This window comes from Staphylococcus roterodami, from assembly GCA_022493055.1.
Classification (GTDB): domain Bacteria; phylum Bacillota; class Bacilli; order Staphylococcales; family Staphylococcaceae; genus Staphylococcus; species Staphylococcus singaporensis.
Genome location: CP092781.1, coordinates 2,657,765 through 2,682,587, shown reverse-complemented (window position 1 = coordinate 2,682,587; position 24,823 = coordinate 2,657,765). Strand labels below are relative to the sequence as shown.

General features: G+C 33.0%; 24 protein-coding genes and 1 pseudogene. 18 read left to right on the top strand and 7 right to left on the bottom strand.

Features of this window, described 5'->3' with window-relative positions; all coding sequences use genetic code 11:
- Window positions 1-164: 164 nt before the first annotated feature.
- The 3 genes from ML436_13155 to ML436_13145 all read left to right on the top strand — a co-directional run bounded on the left by ML436_13155 (window position 165) and on the right by ML436_13145 (window position 3,595).
- Window positions 165-1,271 carry an NAD(P)-binding domain-containing protein gene (locus ML436_13155; protein UMT78052.1) on the top strand — a complete coding sequence of 369 codons (1,107 nt, stop codon included), beginning with the start codon at window positions 165-167 and terminating at the stop codon, window positions 1,269-1,271.
- Window positions 1,265-2,605 carry a ferrous iron transporter B gene (locus ML436_13150; protein ID UMT78051.1) on the top strand — a complete coding sequence of 447 codons (1,341 nt, stop codon included), beginning with the start codon at window positions 1,265-1,267 and terminating at the stop codon, window positions 2,603-2,605. The genes ML436_13155 and ML436_13150 overlap by 7 nt, the downstream gene beginning before the upstream one ends.
- A 99-nt stretch (window positions 2,606-2,704) precedes the next feature.
- A complete protein-coding gene (locus ML436_13145; GenBank protein ID UMT78050.1) occupies window positions 2,705-3,595 on the top strand; it encodes a GTP-binding protein in 891 nt (296 codons plus the stop codon).
- A gap of 145 nt (window positions 3,596-3,740) precedes the next feature.
- Here the strand turns inward: ML436_13145 and ML436_13140 are convergent, their stop codons facing one another.
- From ML436_13140 to ML436_13125, 4 genes are all read right to left on the bottom strand, one after another.
- Window positions 3,741-4,571: an alpha/beta hydrolase gene (locus tag ML436_13140; protein ID UMT78049.1), complete on the bottom strand. Its 831-nt coding sequence runs from the start codon at window positions 4,569-4,571 to the stop codon at window positions 3,741-3,743.
- 18 nt (window positions 4,572-4,589) lie between these two features.
- On the bottom strand, window positions 4,590-5,600 hold the full coding sequence (locus ML436_13135; GenBank protein UMT78048.1) for an amidohydrolase family protein: 1,011 nt from the start codon (window positions 5,598-5,600) through the stop codon (window positions 4,590-4,592).
- Window positions 5,601-5,697: 97 nt separating this feature from the next.
- The gene (locus ML436_13130; protein ID UMT78047.1) at window positions 5,698-6,402 is read right to left on the bottom strand and encodes an SDR family NAD(P)-dependent oxidoreductase; all 705 of its coding nucleotides are present in this window, start codon (window positions 6,400-6,402) and stop codon (window positions 5,698-5,700) included.
- Window positions 6,395-6,952, bottom strand: a complete 558-nt coding sequence (locus ML436_13125) for a TetR/AcrR family transcriptional regulator (protein ID UMT79525.1) — start codon at window positions 6,950-6,952, stop codon at window positions 6,395-6,397. Before ML436_13125 ends, ML436_13130 begins: the two co-directional genes overlap by 8 nt.
- Window positions 6,953-7,078: 126 nt before the next feature.
- On the opposite strand from ML436_13125, the gene ML436_13120 reads away from it, so the two are divergent.
- From ML436_13120 to ML436_13110, 3 genes are read left to right on the top strand one after another with little or no spacing between them, the layout of a single operon-like run.
- A complete protein-coding gene (locus tag ML436_13120; GenBank protein ID UMT78046.1) occupies window positions 7,079-7,378 on the top strand; it encodes a DUF2316 family protein in 300 nt (99 codons plus the stop codon).
- A 20-nt stretch (window positions 7,379-7,398) separates the two neighbouring features.
- Window positions 7,399-8,214 (top strand): NmrA/HSCARG family protein, encoded by an 816-nt coding sequence (locus ML436_13115; protein UMT78045.1) that lies wholly within the window; start codon window positions 7,399-7,401, stop codon window positions 8,212-8,214.
- A 24-nt stretch (window positions 8,215-8,238) separates the two neighbouring features.
- Window positions 8,239-8,616, top strand: a complete 378-nt coding sequence (locus tag ML436_13110) for a VOC family protein (protein ID UMT78044.1) — start codon at window positions 8,239-8,241, stop codon at window positions 8,614-8,616.
- Window positions 8,617-8,768: 152 nt separating this feature from the next.
- Here the strand turns inward: ML436_13110 and ML436_13105 are convergent, their stop codons facing one another.
- From ML436_13105 to ML436_13095, 3 genes are all read right to left on the bottom strand, one after another.
- Window positions 8,769-8,999, bottom strand: a complete 231-nt coding sequence (locus ML436_13105) for a DUF896 domain-containing protein (protein UMT78043.1) — start codon at window positions 8,997-8,999, stop codon at window positions 8,769-8,771.
- A 209-nt stretch (window positions 9,000-9,208) separates the two neighbouring features.
- On the bottom strand, window positions 9,209-9,562 hold the full coding sequence (locus ML436_13100; protein UMT78042.1) for a hypothetical protein: 354 nt from the start codon (window positions 9,560-9,562) through the stop codon (window positions 9,209-9,211).
- Window positions 9,563-9,948: 386 nt separating this feature from the next.
- The gene (locus tag ML436_13095; protein UMT78041.1) at window positions 9,949-10,518 is read right to left on the bottom strand and encodes a TetR/AcrR family transcriptional regulator; all 570 of its coding nucleotides are present in this window, start codon (window positions 10,516-10,518) and stop codon (window positions 9,949-9,951) included.
- Between the two features lie 191 nt (window positions 10,519-10,709).
- On the opposite strand from ML436_13095, the pseudogene ML436_13090 reads away from it, so the two are divergent.
- The 12 genes and pseudogenes from ML436_13090 (at window position 10,710) to ML436_13035 (ending at window position 24,805) form a co-directional block, all read left to right on the top strand.
- Window positions 10,710-10,799, top strand: a pseudogene (locus ML436_13090) (hypothetical protein).
- Between the two features lie 128 nt (window positions 10,800-10,927).
- Window positions 10,928-11,983: a PTS transporter subunit IIC gene (locus ML436_13085; GenBank protein UMT78040.1), complete on the top strand. Its 1,056-nt coding sequence runs from the start codon at window positions 10,928-10,930 to the stop codon at window positions 11,981-11,983.
- A 622-nt stretch (window positions 11,984-12,605) separates the two neighbouring features.
- Window positions 12,606-13,307: a lytic transglycosylase IsaA gene (isaA, locus tag ML436_13080; protein ID UMT78039.1), complete on the top strand. Its 702-nt coding sequence runs from the start codon at window positions 12,606-12,608 to the stop codon at window positions 13,305-13,307.
- A 265-nt stretch (window positions 13,308-13,572) separates the two neighbouring features.
- The gene (locus ML436_13075) at window positions 13,573-14,061 is read left to right on the top strand and encodes a GNAT family N-acetyltransferase (GenBank protein ID UMT78038.1); all 489 of its coding nucleotides are present in this window, start codon (window positions 13,573-13,575) and stop codon (window positions 14,059-14,061) included.
- 513 nt (window positions 14,062-14,574) lie between these two features.
- Window positions 14,575-16,392, top strand: coding sequence for an acetyltransferase (locus tag ML436_13070; GenBank protein UMT78037.1), 1,818 nt, complete (start codon window positions 14,575-14,577; stop codon window positions 16,390-16,392).
- Between the two features lie 352 nt (window positions 16,393-16,744).
- Window positions 16,745-17,539, top strand: a complete 795-nt coding sequence (locus tag ML436_13065; protein UMT78036.1) for a CHAP domain-containing protein — start codon at window positions 16,745-16,747, stop codon at window positions 17,537-17,539.
- A gap of 171 nt (window positions 17,540-17,710) precedes the next feature.
- Window positions 17,711-18,199, top strand: coding sequence for a glycosyl-4,4'-diaponeurosporenoate acyltransferase (locus ML436_13060; protein UMT79524.1), 489 nt, complete (start codon window positions 17,711-17,713; stop codon window positions 18,197-18,199).
- The gene (locus ML436_13055; GenBank protein ID UMT78035.1) at window positions 18,192-19,685 is read left to right on the top strand and encodes an NAD(P)/FAD-dependent oxidoreductase; all 1,494 of its coding nucleotides are present in this window, start codon (window positions 18,192-18,194) and stop codon (window positions 19,683-19,685) included. Before ML436_13060 ends, ML436_13055 begins: the two co-directional genes overlap by 8 nt.
- A gap of 5 nt (window positions 19,686-19,690) precedes the next feature.
- Window positions 19,691-20,818 (top strand): 4,4'-diaponeurosporenoate glycosyltransferase, encoded by a 1,128-nt coding sequence (gene crtQ / locus ML436_13050; protein ID UMT78034.1) that lies wholly within the window; start codon window positions 19,691-19,693, stop codon window positions 20,816-20,818.
- A 36-nt stretch (window positions 20,819-20,854) separates the two neighbouring features.
- Window positions 20,855-21,718, top strand: coding sequence for a phytoene/squalene synthase family protein (locus tag ML436_13045; protein UMT78033.1), 864 nt, complete (start codon window positions 20,855-20,857; stop codon window positions 21,716-21,718).
- 11 nt (window positions 21,719-21,729) lie between these two features.
- The gene (locus tag ML436_13040; protein ID UMT78032.1) at window positions 21,730-23,238 is read left to right on the top strand and encodes an NAD(P)/FAD-dependent oxidoreductase; all 1,509 of its coding nucleotides are present in this window, start codon (window positions 21,730-21,732) and stop codon (window positions 23,236-23,238) included.
- 412 nt (window positions 23,239-23,650) lie between these two features.
- Window positions 23,651-24,805 carry an aminotransferase class I/II-fold pyridoxal phosphate-dependent enzyme gene (locus tag ML436_13035; GenBank protein UMT79523.1) on the top strand — a complete coding sequence of 385 codons (1,155 nt, stop codon included), beginning with the start codon at window positions 23,651-23,653 and terminating at the stop codon, window positions 24,803-24,805.
- The last annotated feature ends 18 nt before the right edge of the window (window positions 24,806-24,823 follow it).

The following is a 24,823-nucleotide window of genomic DNA, read 5'->3' as shown; positions in this document are numbered from 1 at the left end:
CGCAAGCCAACTTCCGAAATGTAGATGAATTCTCTACAATAACGGAAGTTTTTCTTTTAATATTGAAATTTCTCGAGGATAGGTCTATACTTTATAAATCGAAATTATTACGATTTATAAACAAAAAACAATAACTTGAAATAGACCATTGAGGGAGTGTTAATATGCAACATCATAAAGTGGTTGTTATCGGTGCCGGTGCTGCAGGTATAGGTATGGCCATTACCTTAAAAGATTTCGGTATAGAAGATGTCATTATTTTAGAAAAAGGAACGATAGGCCATTCATTTAAACATTGGCCTAAATCGACACGTACGATTACGCCATCATTTACGTCAAATGGATTTGGCATGCCTGATATGAATGCAGTATCTATGGATACTTCACCAGCATTTACATTTAATGAAGAACATATTTCCGGAGAAACATATGCTGAATATTTACAAGTGGTTGCCAACCATTACGAACTGAATATCTTTGAAAATACAGTTGTCACAAATGTCTCTGTAGATGATGCATACTATACGATTGCAACGACAAGAGAGACATATCACGCGGATTATATCTTTGTCGCAACAGGTGATTATAATTTCCCTAAAAAGCCTTTTAAATATGGTATTCATTATAGCGAGATTGAAGACTTTGATAACTTTAATAAGGGGCAATATGTGGTTATCGGAGGTAATGAAAGTGGCTTTGATGCTGCATATCAACTTGCAAAAAATGGCTCTGACATCGCACTTTATACTAGCACAACCGGTTTAAATGATCCGGATGCTGATCCTAGTGTTAGATTGTCACCTTATACACGTCAGCGACTAGGTAATGTCATTAAACGAGGTGCTCGCATTGAAATGAATGTACATTATACAGTTAAAGATATTGATTATAGCAACGGACAGTATCAAATCAGTTTTGATAGCGGACAAAGTGTGCTTACGCCTCATGAACCAATATTAGCAACTGGCTTTGATGCAACCAAAAATCCAATCGTTCAACAACTGTTTACGACAACCAATCAAGATATTAAATTAACAAACCATGATGAATCGACACGCTATCCGAATATTTTTATGATTGGTGCAACAGTTGAAAATGATAATGCCAAATTATGCTATATCTATAAGTTCAGAGCGCGATTTGCAGTACTTGCACATCTTTTGACACAGCGGGAAGGCTTACCAACTAAACAAGAGGTCATTGAAAATTACCAAAAGAATCAAATGTATTTAGATGATTATTCATGTTGCGAAGTGTCTTGCACATGTTAGAAGTGAAATATGATATGAGAACAGGGCATTATACGCCCATACCTAATGAACCTCATTATTTGGTTATTAGTCATGCGGATAAACTTACCGCAACAGAAAAAGCGAAATTAAGATTACTAATCATTAAACAGAAATTAGATATTTCATTGGCAGAAAGTGTCGTTTCTTCGCCTATAGCGAGCGAACATGTGATTGAACAATTGACACTATTTCAACATGAACGACGATATTTAAGACCTAAAATAAGTGCGACATTTTTAGCGTGGCTGTTGATATTTTTAATGTTTGCATTGCCAATCGGTATCGCTTATCAATTTTCAGATTGGTTTCAAAATCAGTATGTATCACCATGGATAGAATATTTAACTCAAACAACATTGCTCAATCACGATATATTACAGCATATATTATTTGGTGATTATGGTGTTCTATCACTTGGAACATATTCGCTCGTGTGGGCATTGCCGGTTGTAATACTGATTAGCTTATCAACTGCTGTAATTGATCAAACAGGACTCAAATCATGGATGATATGGGCAATTGAACCGTCAATGTTACGGATAGGATTACAAGGTAATGAAATCGTGCCACTACTAGAAGGATTTGGATGTAATGCAGCAGCTATTTCACAAGCAGCACACCAATGCCATACCTGTACGAAGACACAGTGCATGAGCTTAATAAGTTTTGGTAGTTCTTGCAGTTATCAAATAGGCGCGACATTATCTATTTTTAGTGTGGCTGGAAAGTCATGGCTATTTATGCCGTACTTAATATTAGTACTATTAGGTGGTATTTTACATAATAGGATATGGTTGAAGAAGAATGATCAACAACTTAGCGTTCCGCTACCTTATGATAGGCAACTACATATGCCGAATATACGTCAAATGTTGCTACAAATGTGGCAAAATATACAAATGTTTATCGTTCAAGCGTTACCTATTTTTATAACAATCTGTCTTATTGTTAGCATTTTATCACTAACGCCAATTTTGAATGTTTTATCACAAATATTCACACCTATATTATCGTTATTAGGCATTTCTTCAGAATTGTCACCAGGGATTTTATTTTCAATGATCCGAAAAGACGGTATGCTATTGTTTAATTTGCATCAAGGCGCCTTATTACAAGGAATGACAGCAATACAGTTACTACTGCTTGTGTTTTTTAGTTCAACATTTACAGCATGTTCAGTCACGATGACGATGTTATTGAAACATTTAGGTGGTAAATCGGCGCTTAAATTGATTGGAAAACAAATGGTGACATCATTGTCTTTAGTTATTGGTGTAGGCCTCATTGTTAAAATGATAATGATGATTATTTAAAAAAGAAATGAACTATAACTGATTATAGAGTCTTGTCAGTCAATAGAAAATCTATCTTGGAATATTCTATTCATATGAAGTATAAGAGGAGAGTCGCAGATGAAAATAGTTGTTATAGGTGGGTTTTTAGGTGGCGGTAAAACGACTGTCTTAAATCACTTGCTCGCTGAATCATTAAAGGAATCGCTGAAACCAGCAGTCATCATGAATGAATTTGGGAAAATGAGTGTTGATGGTGCCTTAGTATCTGAAGACATACCTTTAAGTGAACTGACAGAGGGGTGTATCTGTTGTGCTATGAAAGCAGATGTATCAGAACAGTTACATCAATTATATTTAAAAGAGCAACCAGACATTGTATTTATTGAATGTAGTGGGATTGCAGAACCGGTCTCTGTTTTAGATGCTTGTTTAACGCCTATTTTAGCTCCGTTTACAACAATTACACATATGATTGGTGTTGTAGACGCAAGCATGTATAAACACATAAAATCATTTCCAAAAGACATTCAAGGCTTATTTTATGAACAATTAGCATATTGTTCTGTCTTATTTGTTAATAAAATAGATTCAGCAGATGTTGATACGACGAGCAAACTTTTAAAAGATTTAGAAGTAATTAATCCAGATGCTGATATACAAGTTGGTATGCATGGCAGAGTCACTTTGCCAATATCAGTTGGCCAAATGACAGTAACTTCTGACAATAAACATAAGTCGTTACATCAAATGATTAATCATCAATTTGTACAATCACCAGTCAAATGTACAAAAGCTGAATTTATAGAACGTTTAGCATGCCTTCCGTCTCATATTTATAGGTTGAAAGGATTTATGACATTCCAAGACACCACACATACGTATCTCATTCAATTTACACAAGGGCAATATGAATTAACACCTATGGCATTTTCGAAAAAAGTACCCGAGTATATAGTACTTATAGGAAAAGGCATTTCAAAAGAAGACTATCAATGTTTAGAACAGTAATGTTGATGGTGGATAATAATAAGTATGCCATCATTTATAATAACAAGTTAATTTGAACGTTTAAGCGTAAACAAAAAATAAGCTTGGGCAGTCATCAAAAAAATTTTGAAAACTGTCCAAGCTGTTTTATCAGAGAACCTATTGATTATCCCCACATATTTAACAATACTTCAGCAAAGCCTTCAGGTTTTTGAATATAACCTAAGTGACCGCCTGGAATATCTACAATAGGTATGCCAGTTTCTTTGTTTATATAAAAGTTAACATCTTGTGGGAAGGACCCTCTAGAATCTGTCCCATTTAGTAGGGTGATTTTATCGCTGTATTTTGTGAAATCATCCAAAGTAATATCTGAATGCGTATATTGTCTAATTTCAAATTTTGACCAGAACATTGTACGTTTATATTGTTCTTTTCGTCCTTCTTCTGTGTCGGCAGGTTGAGACATCATTTTTGCGTCAATCGGTGCAATGTTTAAAGTTTCACCAAAAGTTTTCATGCCTTTTTCTAATCCTGCTGTCAAAATTTGATGCACAATTTCATCATTTTTGTCTTTCCAATAAGTACTATCCGGTAAAAAGGTATTGATAGGTGGTTCGTGGAAAGCAATTTTTTTAACGACTTCAGGGTAATCTTTTAATACATGCATAGCAACAATAGAACCTGAGCTTGAGCCTAATACATACACAGGTTCATCACTTAGTGACTTCGCAAGTTCAGCAATGTCTTTTGCATCACGTTTAACGCGATAATCACTATCAGGACTTGCTGCTGAATCAGGAAGTGGTTCAGTTAACTCGCTTTCACCATAATCACGACGATCAACGGCTACAACAGTAAAATGATTTTTTAACTGTTCTGCAAGAGGTAGAAAAATGTCTCCGGTACCGTTTGCACCCGGTATAAGGATGAGCACGGGACCTTGTCCAACTTGGTGGTATCGTAATTTAGCACCTTGTAATTCTAATGTTTCCATATCAATGACCTCCATTTGTTAATTGTTAGATGATAAACCTAATAATTTAGCACCATTTGTATAACTTATTTTCTCTTTTTCTTCATCTGTTAAACAAAGTTCATCTAAAAATAAACCTAATTTCTCAGGTTCGATATATGGATAATCAGCAGCATAAAGAATTCTATCAATACCTACTTCTTTTTTTACTAGATCAAACTGCGGTTTTGTTAACATACCACTCGGTGTGATATAAAAGTTGTTTTTAAAATAATAGCTGATAGGGTGATTTAAGTGATCAGCAAGTAAAGCTTCATCCATACGTTCTATGAAGAATGGGATAAATTCACCCCAATGCCCAATGATGATATTTAATTTAGGGTAACGGTCAAAAATACCAGATAACACTAAATGTATTGCATGGATACCAACATCAATATGCCAACCATAGCCAAAGCAAGCAAATGTTGCCGCAGTTACTGCAGGGTAATTACCTTTATAATAAGATTGATAAATATCACTATTAACTGGGGCAGGATGTAAATAAATTGGTACCTCTAAAGCTTCAGCTGTTTTAAAGATAACGTCATATTTGTCTTGATCAAGAAAACCGTCTTGTGTACGCCCCATAATGAGCGCACCTTTAAATCCCAACTCATTTACACAGCGTTCGAATTCTTGAGCTGCAGCTTCAGGCTCATTGATAGGTAGTGTCGCAAAGCCTACGAAACGATCTGGATATTGTGCAATGTAGTTTGCTAATTGATTATTGGCTTTTTGACATAATTCAATTGCTTTCTGGCCAACTAAATTTGAAGGAGATCCATTTCCATAAGATACGACTTGAATTTGAACATTTTGATTATCCATGAATTGGATGCGTTTATCATGATTGGATAATTCATCGGCATTTGTAAAGCCAGTTTTTTTCTCAAGTCCTTCTAACATCACTTTCATAGGTACTCCATTAGGGTCTGCTGTGATTGCATTCATTGTCTCTTTTTGGATTTCATCAATAACATAATGTTCTTCGAATGTGATACTTTTCATTTATTTCCCCTCCACAGCGCTTTGTATGATAATTGCATATAAATATCTAAAGCATTTTTCAATACCCTTTGATAGATTTTTATAACAATCGTTCAATCTACCAAGGCATTTCACCGTTACCATTAATAAATGTGCCAGTTGGACCATTTTCATCAATAGTTGCTAATTGGATAATAGGTTTAATACCTTCAGAAACATGTTTAGCATTGTTACTGAAATCGCCAACTAAATCAGTGTTTGTAGCACCAGGATCTGCAGCATTGATCTGCATATTTGGTAACCCTTTGGCATATTGTAAAGTCAACATTGTGACTGCTGATTTTGATGAGCAATAAGCTAATGAATTAACTTTATATTCAGCTGTTTCTGGGTTAGTAACCATTCCGAATGAACCTAGACCACTTGATACATTGACAACAACAGGTTGTTCTGATTTTTCTAATAAAGGAACGAATGTATTCATCATTCGAACGATACCAAACACATTAGTTTGATATACTTCTTCAACGTCACGAGGTGTTAATTCTGAAGGTGCTGAAAATTGGCCTGAAATACCAGCGTTATTAATCAATATATCAAGACGTCCTTCTTTTCCAGCAATCATGTTATAAGCGTTTTTAACTGAATAATCGCTTGTAACATCTAATTGTACGTAATGTACACCAAGTTTTTGGGAAGCTTGTTGACCACGTTCATCGTTACGTGAACCAATGTATACTTTATAACCCAACGCTTTGAGTGCTTTTGCACTTTCATATCCTAATCCTTTATTTCCACCTGTAATTAATACAATTTTAGTCATTACGTTCCACCTCATCTAAGTATATGTTTAATAAATAATTTCGATACATTTCAATTGAAATATGACGATATTCTATTTGGAATCCAAATTCGCGTGTTGATAAGGATTGTAATAGCATATCTGTTTTGAATCTTGAAAATTTGGCATCATCACTCTTTAGTAATTCATGATAAAAATTGAATAATTGTTGATAGAATGCACTTTGGTAAAAACGTAATTTATTGTTTCCAGCTTCTATACAATGCAACAATGCTTTATTGTCCAATTTGAATTGCAAAAGCATATCAAGCGATGCTTTCATAACTTCATATTTAGAATGGTAGGTATCTTTAATTTGTTTAAATTGTTTCATAAAAACATCGAGATCTCTTTGAATAACATAAAAGCATAAATCACTTTTATCTTTGAAGTGTCGATAGAGTGTTCCCATACCTATACCTAATTCTTTGGCTATTCGATTCATACTAATATTTTCGACACCCTCTTCGCTAAAAAGCTTATGTGCTAATTCTTCGATTCGCTGTCTGTTTTCTTGAGCGTCTTTGCGCATTATTTCACCTTCTTGAATAGTTAAAATTGACAAACGGATAACACTCCGTTTATTATAAGTCGTGATTAAAAGGATAGCAATTTATATGCAATGTAAGAATACATTCTGAAGAAAAGAGTGAGGAATTTGTCATTAAATAAAGAGCAACGTCGCATAACGCAAGAAGAATTAGAAGCACATTTTAAAGCTTCGACATTAACTGTCCAAGATATAGCAACAAAGTTAGATATTAAAACAGACAAAGTGGAAAAAGTATTGCAAATGAAGGCGCCATTGGGTGTTTTTGGTAACCAATTACAAAGTTTTATTCATTTAGTATGGGATGTTAGAGATGTGATTAATAACAACATTAAGGAAAACGGACAAACACCAGAACCCTATACGTATTTAAAAGGTGAAAAAGAAGATTATTGGTTCTTAAGATAAACAGGGGAGTATAGATAAACGTGAAAGAAATATTAGTTATAGGTGCTACAGGTAAACAAGGCAATGCCGTTGTGAAACAGTTGTTAGAAGACGGGTGGCATGTAAGTGCATTAACAAGAAATAAGAATAATCGTAAACTTTCAAATATAGAACATCCTCACTTAACAATCGTTGAAGGCGATTTAAGTAATCGTCTTAGTTTAAAGGCTGCGATGAAGGGAAAATACGGTCTATACAGTATTCAACCAATCATTAAAGACGATATTGATGAAGAACTAAGACAAGGTACAATGTTAATTGAGGTGGCAGAAGAAGAAAAGCTTCAACACATTGTTTACAGTACTGCAGGGGGAGTTAATCGTAATCGAACAGGACCGCATTTTGAAACGTTAGCAGAAATAGAAAATAGATTAATGGCTTCGAATGTAAATGCTACAATTATTAAACCCTCATTTTTCATGGATAATTTTTTACGAATTGCAAATGTTGAAGAGGACCGTATAACATTACCTGAATTCATTCAACCAAATATTAATTTTACTATGATTTCTGCTAAAGATATCGCTAAAATTGCTGCATATTTATTTGAACACCCGAATCAATTTAACCATAAATCATTAGAAATCGGTTCGGATGAACTGACATTAACTGAAGTAGGAACGATTTTTAGTAAGATAACGGGCAAACCAACTGTAATTGAAGGGGAATTTGTTAGTGGTACTGCAGAAAGACAATGGTTAGAAGAAAAAGGGTATGAGGTAGATTTTGAATTAATGTCTGAAATCAATCCTACTAAATTATCTTTAAATATGTGGCTTAAAGAACAAAGTTTCTAAATATGAGATAGATGGAGTGAGATGATGATTCAATCAATGTGGTTTAATTTGCATGTTGCAGATTTACAGAAGAGTGAACAATTTTATAGGTCATTAGGTTTTGAAATTAATAAAAATCCACAAATGTTAGATAAAATGATTGGTATTCAAATAGGTCAAACAACAGTGATTTTAATTGAAAATAATCATTTTGAAAAGGTAAGTCACCAAAGTGTTGATGTGAAACCAAATGAAGTTATGATTTCGCTAGGTGTGAAAACGAATGATGAAGTAGATCGTTTGGTAAATAAAGTGAAAGAAGCAGGTGGTACAGTTGTTCAAGAACCAACTGTAAGCCAAGGCTTTTATGGAGCGATGTTCAAAGATATTGATGGTCATCATTTCAACTTTTTAGTTTGTTAATTTAAGCGTTAATAGGTGTCATAAAATAAGCCCATACATAAATGGAATTTTAAGCTATATGCATTTGTCATAAATATTGATGACATGCATTAGTGGAATCCATCATGTATGGGCTTTGTTGTAATGTTAACTAGTTATTTTTGATATTAAAATTAGTTTTGAATATGACCATATTGTTGACGTAAATCGTAGACTTTATCAGGCGTAACGTCTTGACCAAGTGGATCAACGACTTTCATTGTAGAGAATGTTGTTAACACTTGACCTCTAATCATGCTCAAATAGTCCTGTCTCAAAGCATGTTGCTCTTGTTTTTCAGCTACAGTAAGTGGCTGTATTTTTTCTTTATTTGCAAGTTCATTAATTCTATCTAAAATTTTCATATAGTTATTTCCTCCTAAGAATGTTGGTTGATAAGTTTAAAAAGTTTTTTTAAAGTATCTCTTATTAATCAATACGTTTATCCATGTTATATTTTTTGTGCTAATATGCGCACATTTGCAAGCTTTAATTAAGGGATTTGAAATTACTTTTTAATAAATAGATACAACATATAGCGATGATCAATTCGATAATTGAAGAAAAGTTGAAGTTATATCCGGGAGCTGATACTTATGAAAGGATGACGATGCTGAGCATAGAAACTAATTTTGTCAGACGGCATCTTATTAAATTGCGCAAATGTAAATAACATATTATTAGACAGTTTAGAGTCATCTACAAGACTTCTAATTAAACCGTCGTTAAATTGAGTTATATCATTTTTGTACTTCAATTGATAGACAATTTGTTGTACCCTATGCGCAATAGTTTTCATTATTTGCTTCATTTTCAACTTCAATTTTGTATCGCCAATTGTTAGTGCCAATTTACTATCACTTTGATACATTAATGGAATGTGTACATGTGTGTATTCAAACCCCATAGGCTCGTCTGTCTCGCTCACGTCAATCCCTCCTTTTCGATTTGGTAAACAACATTCATCAACTATGCAACATCTGTTGTTTAAATATACTATACTACCATATCAAATATTTGCCAATAAACATGCTCGCTTTATCTGTTGCTTAGACAACGTTTAGATGAAAGTGTTGTTTAAATACACAAAAACGCTTGTCATGAGCGTATATAGATTAATATAGAGGTTGTTTAAAATCTATATGCGCGTAGACAAGCGTCGTACATTTATGATGTTGTATGTAAGGTATATCTTTGTGCTGCTTATTTGTTGAGAGAAGATATATTTATTTTGAGTAGGGGGTGAATTTGGCTTAAATGCTTAATGACAATTTTGAAGTAAAATTATGCTGCGACGCGATATATCTTTATCTTTTAAAAATGAGCAATATGATGAATTAAAAACGGAAGGTTTTTATCGATAAAAACGTCTGCTGAATCTTGACTTGTATTTAACCAGTGTAGAGCTAAACCCGATACACCAGCTGCTAAGAAACTTGCGCTATTAACAATGATATCTCTTTGGTGTTTTGGATAGCTGTTTTCTAACATGATGGCAAAAATATCTTCTAACTCATTATTGATACGTTGGTGTGCTTTATGGCAAAATGCTTCGCTATTTAACTCACATGACTTTTCAACATCTTTCATATAACTGGCAATCGAAATAAAAATATTGCGTAGTACCTTTTCATTAATAACGTTTGAAATGTTCAAATTATCATTGAGGTCTTTTAAAATAGTTACCGATAATGTGTAATCTAAAATATCTTCTTTATCGGTAAAGTGAGCATAAAAAGTTGCTCGATTAACTGTTGCGATATCAGTAATATCCTTAACGGTAATTTGTGATAATTTCTTTTCGCGAGAAACTTTTTGAAAAGCATCTACAAGCAATTGTTTTGTTCTTATAATTCTTGGATCTATCGATTTATTTTCCATCATTTGTCACCTATCTAACAGTTGTTGTTTTAACTTTATTATCAGTATATCTTAAATTAATGTCAATGTTATTGATTTTATGAAGAGTGAGGGGAGCTATAAATACAAATAGAGCTAATTTCATAAAGATTAATACTACTTTCTTCTATAGTAATAGCCATTTTTGAAGTATTAATGGAAATAAAAATGTATTTAACAATATGTTTGAAAAATTTTCAAAATTCTTATCTAAAAATTCAGAATTTTGTGATATACTATTTTTCATAGTCTTGAGTTATAGATGATATCGCTAGCCTAAATATAACAACATCGGCATGCACATCTTAGAATTTAAGCTAGTGGTAGCTTATAACTTAAGGCTCTTTATTATTTTTGCATAAAGATGCGTATACATAAGTGGAAGGATGATATTATGACATCAATTAAAACAATTACACCAAAAGATTTTATATTTAGAGTTTTATCGGGTGTCGCTATAGGTATTGTTGCGGGTTTAGTTCCCAATGCTATACTTGGAGAAATTTTTAAGTACTTTATGGATTATCATCCAATTTTTAAAACATTACTGGGTGTTGTAGTAGCAATTCAATTTACAGTACCAGCTTTGATTGGTGCATTGGTTGCCATGAAATTTGATTTGTCGCCATTAGCAATTGCAGTAGTATCTAGTGCTGCATATGTAGGAAGCGGGGCAGCGCAATTTAAAAATGGTGCTTGGGTTATTGCTGGTATAGGTGATCTGATAAATACAATGATTACAGCAGCTATAGCAGTACTATTTATTTTGTTAATTCAACATCGTGTCGGTAGTATGGCGTTGATTGTTTTTCCGACAGTAGTTGGAGGTATTTCAGGAGCTATAGGTGTTCTAATATTGCCATATACTAGAATGATTACAACAGGCATTGGTAATATGGTAAATGGATTCACAGAATTACAACCAATTATAATGAGTATTTTAATTTCAATGGTATTTAGTCTTATTATTATATCGCCGTTATCGACGGTAGCAATTGCTTTTGCAATAGGTATTACTGGACTGGCTGCTGGATCTGCTTCAATTGGAATTTCAGCAACTGAAGCCGTTCTTATTATTGGAACTAGTAAAGTGAATAGATTAGGTGTACCACTATCTGTATTCTTTGGTGGAGTTAAAATGATGATACCGAATATTGTCAAATATCCAATTTTAATGTTGCCAATATTAACGACTGCAATTGTTTCAGGGTTGGTATCAGCAATTGTTGGTATTTATGGAACGAAAGAATCTGCTGGTTTTGGTTTTATAGGTATGGTTGGGCCAATCAATGCGTTTAAATTCATGCATGTTGATTCAGCGTGGTTAAGTGTATTGCTCATTGTAGTTGCATTCTTTGTAGTACCATTCCTTACAGCGTGGGTTGCGGATATCGTTTATAGAAAAGTATTTCGTCTGTATACAAATGATATTTTCAAATTTATGGGATAATTTCAGTTCCATCTATGTGAAATGGAGCGATTTTTAAATCATAAGTTTGGAAATTGAAATAGAATCTTTTTATTATAGAAGAAATTTACTCACGTGATTAAAATCAAATATGTCTTTTGAAAAAGAAAGGCTTTAATTTAATAAAAGATGTGTATTATAAAATTTTGAATACGTAATATTAATAGCATTCAATACATGTGTGAAATCATGCTTATTGAATGCTTTTTAATTGGATGTGATTCATCAAAAATGACTGTTTTTGATGTCAATAATATTACAGCAATGTAATAAAAATACAATCTGTAATATTACGAAAGCTGTAATAGTTGAGCTAAATATAGTAAAAAACTTATGTTTTTCTTGCTATTTCAAGAATAAATAAGATTCAAAAAGAGTTATATTTCTCATTACAGTATAAAACAACCATATTTCAACATTACAAATCACACTCGATATTGTAATGTTTTGTAATGGAAGTGTAATTTACTAGCTGCTTTTTTATGATATAGTGATTACCGTTGAAAGAAATAAAAGACATTTTAAACTTGCGCTACGACATTCAAATTCAAAATATAATTACTAAAAACATAAACTTACAATTATTACTGGAGGATTTTTTACTATGAAAAAGACAATTATGGCATCATCATTAGCAGTGGCATTAGGTGTAACAGGTTACGCAGCAAGCACAGGACATGAAGCACACGCTGCTGAAGTAAACGTTGATCAAGCACACTTAGTTGACTTAGCACACAATCACCAAGATCAATTAAATGCAGCTCCAATCAAAGATGGTGCATATGACATCCACTTTGTAAAAGATGGTTTCCAATATAACTTTACTTCAAATGGTACTACATGGTCATGGAGCTATGAAGCAGCTAATGGTCAAACTGCTGGTTTCTCAAACGTTGCAGGTGCAGACTACACTACTTCATACAACCAAGGTTCAGATGTACAATCAGTAAGCTACAATGCACAATCAAGTAACTCAAACGTTGCAGCTGTTTCAGCTCCAACTTACCATAACTACAGCACTTCAACTACTTCAAGTTCAGTGAGATTAAGCAATGGTAATACTGCAGGTGCTACTGGTTCATCAGCAGCTCAAATCATGGCTCAACGTACTGGTGTTTCAGCTTCTACATGGGCTGCAATCATCGCTCGTGAATCAAATGGTCAAGTAAATGCTTACAACCCATCAGGTGCTTCAGGTTTATTCCAAACTATGCCAGGTTGGGGTCCAACAGGTACTGTTGACCAACAAATCAACGCAGCTGTTAAAGCTTACAACGCTCAAGGTTTAAGCGCTTGGGGATTCTAATTCCTTCATAATTAATAAAAGTAATGTTTAGACATTAAATATATAGCTCTTCCCATAGAAATTGGGGAGAGTTTTTTTATTAATCAAAAATACATTTCTTAAAAAGTGGATATTGAAGTTAGTGAAATTTATTATATTACTGCTAAAATACTTGTCTCTATTAAGTGACAAGTGGAATGAAGCTTCATTTGAGGCTGTATTGAGTACACTAGATACAAACTAAACGCGCATTTTATGATTAAATTAAATGAAAAAGGAGATAAAAATGGCTATAAACATAATTGAATATAATAGTTCTTATAAGGAAGAGTTAATCGAATTTATTTTATCGATTCAAAAAAATGAATTTAATATAAATATTGATAGGAATGATCAACCTGATTTGGAAAACATCGAACATAATTATTTGAATAGCGGAGGTCAATTTTGGCTTGCAATAAACAATCATCAAAATATTGTTGGTACTATAGGTTTGATTAGACTAGATAATAATATGTCTGCACTTAAAAAAATGTTTGTTGATGAAAGTTACAGGAATTTAAAAATAGGTAAAAAACTTTTAGATAGAGTTATAATGACATGTAAAGAACAAAATATCGATAGCATTTATTTAGGAACAATTGATAAATTTATTAGTGCACAGTATTTTTATTCTAATAATGGCTTCCGTGAAATTAATAAGGAAGATTTACCAAGTAGTTTTCCTAAATTAGATGTAGATAATAGGTTTTATTACAGAAATTTAAAAGATTAATTCGAATCAATGAATAATTGATATGACAATCTTAGTAATATTCATTTTAAAAGTGGCACATAGCGTTTAAATATAAAGGCTGACGTGATATATCGTTTGATTTAAATTAGAGGATAAGCTGCATTTCACTTTGTTTTCAATACATGTTAATTTATTCTTTATAGAAGTTTTGAAAAAGTAAAATTTGAATAGCATATTTAAATAATTGTGTAAAAGTAGGATGAATAAAATATAAAAGGAACCTTTTTTTGTAAAAATATAATGAAAATGACGGTTATTTCGTTAAAAATTTAAGAATCTATGATAATCTATGTTATGTAGTAAAAATGACTAATCTTTAAGTGATTTGCAGTTGTAAAATTAATTCTAAGGATTGCTTGCTATTTAATAAAAAATTAAAAATCATGTTAATTAAGGGTTAAATCAATTAATAAAAATCAGTACTATATGTTATTTTTAAAAATATTGTGATATGCTACAAAATAGAGAAAAATAAATGGGGCGTTTATTAACATGGATACAAAAGACTTTAAACGTTTAGAAAAAATGTATTCCCCGCGATACTTACCAGGGTTAGATGGGTTAAGAGCATTCGCAGTTATAGGGATTCTAATTTATCATCTGAATACACAGTGGTTAAGTGGAGGATTCTTAGGGGTAGATACATTCTTCGTTATTTCAGGGTATTTAATAACGAGTTTGTTAATTAGTGAATATTATCGAACACAGAAAATTGATTTATTAGAGTTTTGGAAACGAAGATTAAAACGATTAATTCCGGCAGTATTGTTTTTAATATGTGTAGTACTTACGTTTACACTAATATTCAAACCAGATTTAATTATACAGATGAAGCGAGATGCGATTGCTGCTATATTCTATGTATCAAACTGGTGGTACATCTCACAGAATGTAGACTATTTTAACCAGTTTGCTATTGAGCCACTAAAACATTTATGGTCATTAGCCATCGAAGAACAATTTTACTTGTTTTTCCCATTGGTTATCACTTTCTTATTACATAGATTTAAACCAAGAAATATCATTCAAACACTATTTGTTGTATCTCTTATTTCATTAGGACTTATGATGGTAATTCATTTAGTCACTGGAGATAATTCACGTGTATATTTCGGTACAGATACTCGATTGCAGACGTTATTACTTGGATGTATTTTAGCTTTTATATGGCCACCTTTTGCTTTGAAAAAAGATATTTCTAAAAAGGTTGTTGCCTCATTAGACATCATCGGTATATCAGGTTTTGCGGTACTGATGACGTTATTCTTTATCGTTGGAGACCAAGATCAATGGATATATAATGGTGGATTTTATATTATTTCTTTCGTAACATTATTCATTATTGCGATTGCGGTTCATCCTTCAAGTTTATTTGCCAGATTTTTAAGCATGAAACCATTTTTAATTATAGGTAAACGTTCATACAGTTTATATTTATGGCATTATCCTATCATAGTATTTATGAATAGTTATTATGTACAAGGGCAAATACCGGCTTATGTTTATGTTATAGAGATTTTATTAACAGCTTTAATGGCTGAAATATCTTATCGCTTTATTGAAACACCAATACGTAAAAATGGATTTAAAGCATTTACATTTTTACCTAAAAAGAAAGGTCAATTTATAAGAACAGTATTAGTTATCTTATTATTGATTCCATCTATCACGGTGTTAGCTGGACAGTTCGATGCGTTAGGTAAGCAACATGAAACGCAGAAAAAAGAGAAGAAAACAGAATTTAAAACAACTAAGAAAAAAATAGATAAAAAAGATAAAGCTAAGCAAGATGATAAGCAAAAAGCTAATAGTAAAGAGGATATCACGAAGTCATCTCCGTTATTAATTGGGGATTCAGTAATGGTAGATATTGGTAATGTCTTTACTAAGAAGATACCAAATGCACAAATTGATGGTAAGGTTGGTAGACAACTTGTTGATGCAACACCGATTGTGAAATCACAATATAAGGACTATGCTAAAAAAGGTCAAAAAGTGGTTGTTGAACTTGGTACAAATGGTGACTTTACTAAAGATCAATTAAATGAACTATTAGATAGTTTTGGAAAAGCAGATATTTATCTAGTTTCTATTAGAGTACCTAGAAATTATGAAGGTAGAATAAATAAATTAATTTACGAAGTAGCTGAAAAGCGTTCCAATGTACATCTAGTGGATTGGTATAAAGCTTCAGCAGGTCATCCTGAGTATTTTGCATATGATGGTATTCACTTGGAATATCCAGGTAGTAAAGCGTTGACAGATTTGATTGTAAAAACAATGGAAACGCACTCGACAAATAAAAAATAACTTAAAGCACTAAACTTTGAAATTATTACATTGCTAATGACATTTAGTTGTAAAAAGCAAGTATTTTTCAATGAGTTTAGTGCTTTTTTGCTACTCAAATCCTATATTGGCAGTCTTTAAAAATATTGTAGGCATTTTACTTTGGATATTACAGTCAAAGTGCCATTATTATGAACAGGTTACAATACGATAACAAAGCACACAGGACGTATAATCTATGTTAAAGTTTGTCATGTCGCAAAACTATAAAAGTTATAATTATTTGCAGATTAAAAAATAAAAAAATTAAAATAATTGAGTCGCTAATGACTATATGTATAGAGTGTTTTGATTATTGGGAGGATATTTAATTATGAAAAAAATCGTTACAGCTACTATTGCTACAGCAGGACTTGCAACTATTGCATTCGCAGGACATGACGCACAAGCCGCAGAACAAAATAACAATGGGTATAATCCTAATGATGCACAATCATACAGCTATACGTACACAATTGATGCTCAAGGTAATTATCATTATACTTGGACGGGAAATTGGAATCCGAGTCAATTAGAACAAAACAATACGTATTACTACAATAACTATAATACTTACAATAATTCATATAATAATTATAGCTATAATAACTACAATAACTATAATCGTTCATATCAAAGCAGTAACTATTCATATAACAACTACACATATAATAACCAAGCATCTTCAAATTACTATCATACTGGTGGATCAGGTGCAAGCTATAGCACTACAAGTAACAACGTTCACGTTACTTCAACAGTAGCACCATCTTCAAATGGTCGTTCAATATCAAATGGATATGCATCAGGAAGGAATTTATACACATCAGGTCAATGTACTTATTATGTATTTGATCGTGTTGGTGGAAAAATTGGTTCAACATGGGGCAATGCCAATAATTGGGCTAGTGCAGCTGCAGCATCGGGTTATACAGTAAATAATACTCCTAAAGCTGGTGCAATCATGCAAACAACACAAGGTTACTATGGACATGTAGCTTATGTTGAGGCCGTGAATAGCAATGGTTCAGTACGTGTTTCTGAAATGAACTATGGTCACGGTGCAGGTGTCGTAACATCACGTACTATTTCTGCAAGCCAAGCAGGTTCATATAACTTCATCCATTAGTCAAAGTTTATTTAAGTGACGTCAATATTCTCTAAAAAGAGGAGGTTGGCGTTTTTTTTGTTCAATTTTAAATGATAGCGGTTTATTAGCTAATCTTTAGGGAAGTTAGTAATAAATGGTAATTAATACAATTTCAGTATGATTGAGAGTGATTCATTTTAAATGAAAATCATGAAAAAATATATCAAAATAGCGTTTTTATGTAGTCTGTATTGGTTGATTTTCCAAATGAGTATAGCTAATTTAGGTACAAAAATACCTGACAAGTACTTTCGTCAGAGGCATATAATATTTAAATCATTTAACTTTGAAAATGAAGGACAGATTTGGCAACACTGGTTCAATGTAAAAAGCTGGAAGCATAAGATTTTAGATGGTCATCAGTTTAATCAAAATATATATGATCAGCGCCATTTGATGAAAATAAATATTTATTCAGTAGAAAAAATGATTATCGAGACCAAACGGGCAGAATTGATTCATTGGATATCGATATTACCAGTCATAATATTCAATAAAGCCTCTCGTTTAGTAAGGTATATAAATATTTTCTATGCAATCATAGCTAATTTTCCAATCATTATTGTGCAACGATATAATCGACCGAGGTTAACGCAACTACTACGCGTATTAAAACAAAGAGGTGAGCGTCATGACTAAGCATATTATCGTTATTGGTGGCGGTTTAGGTGGAATTTCTGCAGCAATTCGAATGGCACAAAGTGGTTATTCAGTATCATTATATGAACAAAATAATCATATTGGAGGTAAGGTAAATCGTCATGAAAGTCATGGCTTTGGTTTTGACTTAGGACCGTCGATTCTAACGATGCCTTATATTTTTGAAAATTTATTCAAATATAGTCAAAAGCAAATGTCAGATTATGTTACTATCAAAAGATTGCCACATCAATGGCGAAGCTTTTTCCCAGATGGAACGACCATTGATTTATATGAAGGTATTAAAGAGACAAGTCAGCATAATGCGATATTGTCTAAAAAGGATATAGAGGAACTGCAAAATTATTTGAATTACACAAAGCAAATAGATCGTATCACTGAAGAAGGATATTTTAAGCGTGGTTTAGATACACTTTCTCAAATTATTAAATATCATGGACCCGTCACTGCACTTATTAATTATGATTATGCCCATACTATGCAACAGGCCATAGACAAGCGTATCTCAAACCCGTACTTACGACAGATGTTAGGTTATTTTATTAAATATGTAGGTTCTTCATCATACGATGCACCTGCCGTATTATCTATGTTGTTCCATATGCAACAAGAGCAAGGGCTTTGGTATGTAGAAGGTGGTATCCATCATTTAGCTAATGCTTTAGAAAGGCTAGCCCGTGAAGAAGGCGTCACAATTCATACAGGTACACGTGTGGACAATATTAAAACGTATCATGGACGCGCTACTGGAGTCAGGTTACATACAGGTGAGTTTGTGAGGGCAGATTATATTATTTCGAATATGGAAGTCATACCTACGTATAAATATTTACTTCACCTTGATGCACAACGATTAAATAAATTAGAGTATGAATTTGAACCAGCAAGTTCAGGTTATGTGATGCATTTAGGTGTTGATCGTCAATATCCTCAATTATCACATCATAATTTCTTTTTCTCGGAAAATGCTCAGCACAATTATCAGCAAGTATTTCATGATAAGGTATTGCCAGATGATCCAACTATTTATCTAGTGAATACGAATAAAACTGATGACACACAAGCGCCAGTAGGATATGAAAATATAAAAGTATTACCGCATATTCCATATATTCAAGATCAACCTTTTACAACTAAAGATTATGCGAAGTTTAGGACTAAAATTTTGGATAAATTAGAAAAAATGGGGCTCACTGACTTAAGAAAGCATATTATTTATGAAGATGTCTGGACGCCAGAAGATATCGAAAAAAATTATCGTTCAAATCGTGGTGCAATATATGGTGTTGTTGCAGATAAAAATAAAAATAAAGGCTTTAAATTTCCTAAAGAAAGCCAGTATTTTGAAAACTTATACTTTGTAGGTGGTTCAGTAAATCCCGGCGGTGGTATGCCAATGGTTACCTTAAGTGGACAGCAAGTAGCAGACAAAATAAACGCTCGAGAAGCGAAGAATAGGAAGTGATATCTATGAAATGGTTATCACGAATATTAACAGTAATAGTGACCATGTCTATGGCGTGTGGTGCATTGATGTTTAATCGTCGACATCAGCTAAAGGCAAAAACGCTGAACTTCAATCATAAAGCATTAACAATTATTATTCCGGCTAGAAATGAAGCAAATAGAATAGGTCATTTACTAGATTCTATACAACAACAGCACGTTCCTGTAGATATTATTGTTATGAATGATGGTTCTACAGATCAAACTGCAAATATAGCAAGTTCTTATGGTGCTAGAGTATATGATGTTATTGATGATACTGGCGGAAAGTGGTATGGAAAATCCCATGCCTGTTATCAAGGTGTGACTTATTCTTGTACGGAACTTATTGCTTTTGTAGATGCTGATGTGACGTTTTTAAGGGAAGATGCTGTTGAAACGTTGATTTATCAGTATCAATTACAAAATGAAAAAGGGTTGTTAAGTGTACAGCCTTATCATATAACAAAGCGCTGCTATGAAGGATTTTCAGCGATATTTAATTTAATGACTGTTGTTGGTATGAATGTATTTTCTACTTTAGACGACGGTCAGACTAACCAGCATGCGTTTGGTCCTGTGACATTAACAAATAAAACGGATTATTACACAACTGACGGTCATAAAAATGCCAACCAGCATATTATTGAAGGATTTGCTTTAGGAAATGCATATGCTTCTCAATCATTGCCCGTAACAGTTTATGAAGGGTTTCCATTTGTCGCATTCCGTATGTACCAAGAAGGATTCAAGTCATTACAAGAAGGTTGGACGAAGCATTTATCAACTGGTGCTAGTGGAACTAAACCTATGATTATGACAACAATTGTTTTGTGGTTGCTTGGTTCTATTGCGAGCATTATAGGACTATGCCTTAGTTTAAAGTATCGCCAAATGTCTGTAGGGAAAATGTTGACACTTTACTTGAGCTATACTACACAATTTATTTATCTGCATCGAAGAGTCGGGCGATTTTCTAATTTATTAATGCTATGTCATCCGTTATTGTTTCTATTTTTCATTAAAACTTTCATTAAGTCTTGGAAACAAACACATTTTAACGGTGTAGTTGAGTGGAAAGGTCGTCAATATCAATTAACAAAAGAAAAATAAGTTTAAATGATGGCATAACTATTTAGGAGGATTAATATGACAATGATGGATATGAATTTTAAGTATTGTCATAAAATCATGAAGAAACATTCAAAAAGCTTTTCATATGCATTTGATTTATTACCAAAGAATCAAAGAAAAGCGGTTTGGGCAATTTATGCTGTATGTCGAAAGATTGATGACAGTATTGACGTTTATGGTGATATTCAATTTTTAAATCAAATAAAAGAAGACATACAAATTATCGAGAAACACCCTTTGGAGCATCATCACTTTCAAAGTGATCGTCGTATCATGTTAGCACTTCAGTATGTTGCACAGCACAATCAAATTGCTTTTCAATCCTTTTACAATTTAATCGACACGGTGTATAAGGACCAACATTTTACAATGTTTGAAACGGACACTGAATTATTCGAATATTGTTATGGTGTTGCTGGTACAGTCGGTGAAGTATTAACACCTATTTTAAGTGATTGTACAACACAACAGACATATGATGTCGCTAGAAGACTTGGGGAGTCGCTGCAGCTAATTAATATATTAAGAGATGTTGGTGAAGATTTAGAAAATGAACGTATCTATTTTAGTAAACAGCGATTGAATCAATATGAAGTTGATATTGCAGAAGTATATCATAAGGGTATTGATGAACGTTATATTGCCTTATGGGAATATTATGCAGCTATAGCAGAAAAAGACTTCCAAGATGTGATGGATCAAATTAAAGTATTTAGTATAGAGGCACAACCAATCATAGAATTAGCAGCGCGTATATATATTGAAATATTAGATGAAGTACGACAAGCAAACTATACATTACATGATCGTGTTTTTGTCGATAAAAAGAAAAAGGCAGATTTATTTCATGAAATAAATAGTAAATATCATAAAGTATAGGTGGTTGAATAATGAAAATTGCAGTTATCGGTGCAGGTGTCACAGGATTAGCAGCGGCAGCACGTATTGCTTCTCAAGGGAATGAAGTGACTATCTTCGAAAAAAATAGCCATGTAGGCGGACGGATGAATCAGTTGAAGAAAGATGGGTTTAGATTTGATATGGGGCCTACAATTGTCATGATGCCAGATGTATATAAAGATGTTTTTACAGCGTGTGGTAAAAATTATGAAGATTATATTGAATTGAAGCAATTACGCTATATTTACGATGTGTATTTTGATCGTGATGATCGTATTACAGTGCCAACAGATTTAGCGGAACTTCAACAGATGCTAGAAAGTATAGAACCTGGTTCTACACACGGGTTTATGTCCTTTTTAACTGACGTGTATAAAAAGTATGAAATTGCACGTCGCTATTTCTTAGAAAGAACGTATCGCAAACCTAGTGATTTTTATAATATGACGTCTCTAATACAAGGAGCTAAATTAAAAACTCTAAATCATGCAGATCAATTAATTGAGCAGTACATTGATAATGAAAAAATACAAAAACTGTTAGCCTTTCAAACACTGTACATTGGAATTGACCCCAAACGTGGTCCATCACTATATTCGATTATACCTATGATTGAAATGATGTTTGGTGTGCATTTTATTAAAGGCGGTATGTACGGCATGGCTCAAGGGCTAGCCCAATTGAATAAAGATTTAGGTGTTCATATAGAACTTGATGCAGAAATTGAACAAATTATCATTGATCCTAAATTTAAACGTGCAGATGCTATAAAAGTGAATGGTGACATACAAAGATTCGACAAAATTTTATGCACGGCTGATTTTCCTTATGCTGCGGAATCATTAATGCCAGATTTTGCACCTGTAAAAAAATATCCACCTCATAAAATTGCAAAGTTAGATTACTCTTGTTCAGCATTTTTAATGTATATCGGTATAGATATTGATGTTACAGACCGAGTTAGACTACATAATGTCATTTTTTCAGATGATTTTAGAGGAAACATTGAAGAAATATTTGAAGGACGATTATCGCATGATCCTTCTATTTATGTCTATGTTCCTGCGGTTGCTGACAAATCTCTTGCACCAGAAGGGAAAACTGGTATTTATGTGTTAATGCCAACACCAGAACTTAAAACAGGTAGCGGAATCGATTGGTCAGATGAAGCATTAACAGACGAAATAAAGGATGTTATTTATCGTAAATTAGCAACAATTGAAGTATTTGAAGATATACGTTCTCATATTATATCGGAAACCATCTTTACGCCGAATGATTTTGAGCAAACATATCATGCAAAATATGGTTCGGCATTTGGTTTAATGCCAACTTTAGCGCAAAGTAATTATTATCGTCCGCAAAATGTATCTCAGAACTATAAAGATTTATATTTTGCAGGTGCAAGCACGCATCCAGGGGCAGGCGTTCCAATAGTTTTAACGAGTGCGAAGATTACTGTAGATGAGATAATTAAAGATATTGATAAGGGTATATAAGAGAATAGTCTAAGAGAATGTTGAGAAAAGTATACGGGAACATAAAAGGCATAATGCAATATGTATGCGATTGATAAGTTTAATGTAACATTGAATAACGCCTGTTGGGGTTCGCGATTGAATACGTACCTTAATAGGCGTTATACTTTAAGTGAGTGGCATTCGCGAGACTTGAGTGATAAAGATTAATACATTATTAATCAGAAAATTCATAATATTGACAATAATAATGTAGATACCTAAAATGATAATAAATTCATTTGATATGGTAAGAACAGAAACAATCAGTCGCTATGATTACGTAATTTACAATTTTATAGTAACTACCTGCCTTTAAAAATGAAAAGTTCAAAATAGGCGTAAAATCAAAGTGTGATTTGAAAGTTTATTTATTGTTGGAGGAGTGGATATGATGATTTCAAATAAATTAGCGGGTATACCTGACAGCTATTTTGGTAAAACAATGGGGCGTAAAATTGAACATGGTCCATTACCATTAATTAATATGGCAGTTGGTATTCCAGATGGGCCCACACCTCAAGGTATTATTAATCATTTTGCTGAGGCGTTACATATTCCGGAAAATCAAAAGTATGGCGCTTTTCATGGCAAAGAGTCATTCAAACAAGCTATTGTAGATTTTTATCAAAGACAATATGATGTAACGTTGGATAAGGAAGAAGAAGTATGTATTTTATATGGTACAAAGAATGGTCTGGTTGCAGTACCAACTTGTGTCATTAATCCAGGAGATTACGTGTTACTACCGGATCCGGGTTATACAGATTACTTGGCAGGAGTACTTTTAGCTGATGGAAAGCCAGTGCCACTTAATTTAGAACCACCACATTATTTGCCAGATTGGTCGCAAGTTGATTCCCAAGTGTTAGAAAAAACAAAACTAATATATTTAACGTATCCTAATAATCCAACTGGTTCCACAGCTACGAAGGAAGTATTTGATGAAGCAATTGCAAGGTTTAAAGGTACAGACATTAAAATTGTGCATGATTTTGCTTATGGTGCTTTCGGATTCGATGCTAAAAATCCAAGTATACTCTCCTCGGAAAATGGAAAAGACGTTGCAATAGAAATATATTCATTGTCTAAAGGTTATAACATGTCAGGGTTTAGAGTCGGTTTTGCAGTTGGTAATAAAGATATGATTCAAGCTTTGAAAAAATATCAAACACATACAAATGCTGGGATGTTTGGCGCATTACAAGATGCCGCAGTATACGCTTTAAATAATTATGATGATTTTTTAGAAGAACAAAGCAATGTGTTTAAAGCACGTCGTGATCGGTTTGAAGCAATGCTTAGAAAGGCGCATTTGCCATTTGTACACGCCAAAGGAGGCATATATGCATGGCTGAAAACACCTCCTGGGTATGACAGCGAGCAATTTGAACAATTTTTAGTGAAAGAGAAATCTATACTTGTCGCACCGGGAAAACCATTTGGAGAAAACGGTAATCATTACGTTAGAATATCTCTGGCGTTAGATAATCAACAATTAGATGAAGCGGCAACAAGGTTAACAGATTTAGCATATTTATATCATTAATTAAGTTAAGGGTGATGT

Excerpts from the sequence above, each read along its gene's own strand:
- ML436_13110 (UMT78044.1), top strand. The coding sequence starts at position 8,239 with ATGATTCAATCAATGTGGTTTAATTTGCATGTTGCAGATTTACAGAAG.
- ML436_13125 (UMT79525.1), bottom strand. The coding sequence starts at position 6,952 with ATGCGCAAAGACGCTCAAGAAAACAGACAGCGAATCGAAGAATTAGCA.
- ML436_13135 (UMT78048.1), bottom strand. The coding sequence starts at position 5,600 with ATGAAAAGTATCACATTCGAAGAACATTATGTTATTGATGAAATCCAA.
- ML436_13040 (UMT78032.1), top strand. The coding sequence starts at position 21,730 with ATGAAAATTGCAGTTATCGGTGCAGGTGTCACAGGATTAGCAGCGGCA.
- ML436_13155 (UMT78052.1), top strand. The coding sequence starts at position 165 with ATGCAACATCATAAAGTGGTTGTTATCGGTGCCGGTGCTGCAGGTATA.
- ML436_13140 (UMT78049.1), bottom strand. The coding sequence starts at position 4,571 with ATGGAAACATTAGAATTACAAGGTGCTAAATTACGATACCACCAAGTT.
- ML436_13045 (UMT78033.1), top strand. The coding sequence starts at position 20,855 with ATGACAATGATGGATATGAATTTTAAGTATTGTCATAAAATCATGAAG.
- ML436_13105 (UMT78043.1), bottom strand. The coding sequence starts at position 8,999 with ATGAAAATTTTAGATAGAATTAATGAACTTGCAAATAAAGAAAAAATA.
- ML436_13075 (UMT78038.1), top strand. The coding sequence starts at position 13,573 with ATGGCTATAAACATAATTGAATATAATAGTTCTTATAAGGAAGAGTTA.
- ML436_13055 (UMT78035.1), top strand. The coding sequence starts at position 18,192 with ATGACTAAGCATATTATCGTTATTGGTGGCGGTTTAGGTGGAATTTCT.
- isaA (UMT78039.1), top strand. The coding sequence starts at position 12,606 with ATGAAAAAGACAATTATGGCATCATCATTAGCAGTGGCATTAGGTGTA.
- ML436_13085 (UMT78040.1), top strand. The coding sequence starts at position 10,928 with ATGACATCAATTAAAACAATTACACCAAAAGATTTTATATTTAGAGTT.
- ML436_13070 (UMT78037.1), top strand. The coding sequence starts at position 14,575 with ATGGATACAAAAGACTTTAAACGTTTAGAAAAAATGTATTCCCCGCGA.
- ML436_13065 (UMT78036.1), top strand. The coding sequence starts at position 16,745 with ATGAAAAAAATCGTTACAGCTACTATTGCTACAGCAGGACTTGCAACT.
- ML436_13130 (UMT78047.1), bottom strand. The coding sequence starts at position 6,402 with ATGACTAAAATTGTATTAATTACAGGTGGAAATAAAGGATTAGGATAT.
- ML436_13150 (UMT78051.1), top strand. The coding sequence starts at position 1,265 with ATGTTAGAAGTGAAATATGATATGAGAACAGGGCATTATACGCCCATA.
- ML436_13095 (UMT78041.1), bottom strand. The coding sequence starts at position 10,518 with ATGATGGAAAATAAATCGATAGATCCAAGAATTATAAGAACAAAACAA.
- ML436_13035 (UMT79523.1), top strand. The coding sequence starts at position 23,651 with ATGATTTCAAATAAATTAGCGGGTATACCTGACAGCTATTTTGGTAAA.
- crtQ (UMT78034.1), top strand. The coding sequence starts at position 19,691 with ATGAAATGGTTATCACGAATATTAACAGTAATAGTGACCATGTCTATG.
- ML436_13145 (UMT78050.1), top strand. The coding sequence starts at position 2,705 with ATGAAAATAGTTGTTATAGGTGGGTTTTTAGGTGGCGGTAAAACGACT.
- ML436_13060 (UMT79524.1), top strand. The coding sequence starts at position 17,711 with ATGAAAAAATATATCAAAATAGCGTTTTTATGTAGTCTGTATTGGTTG.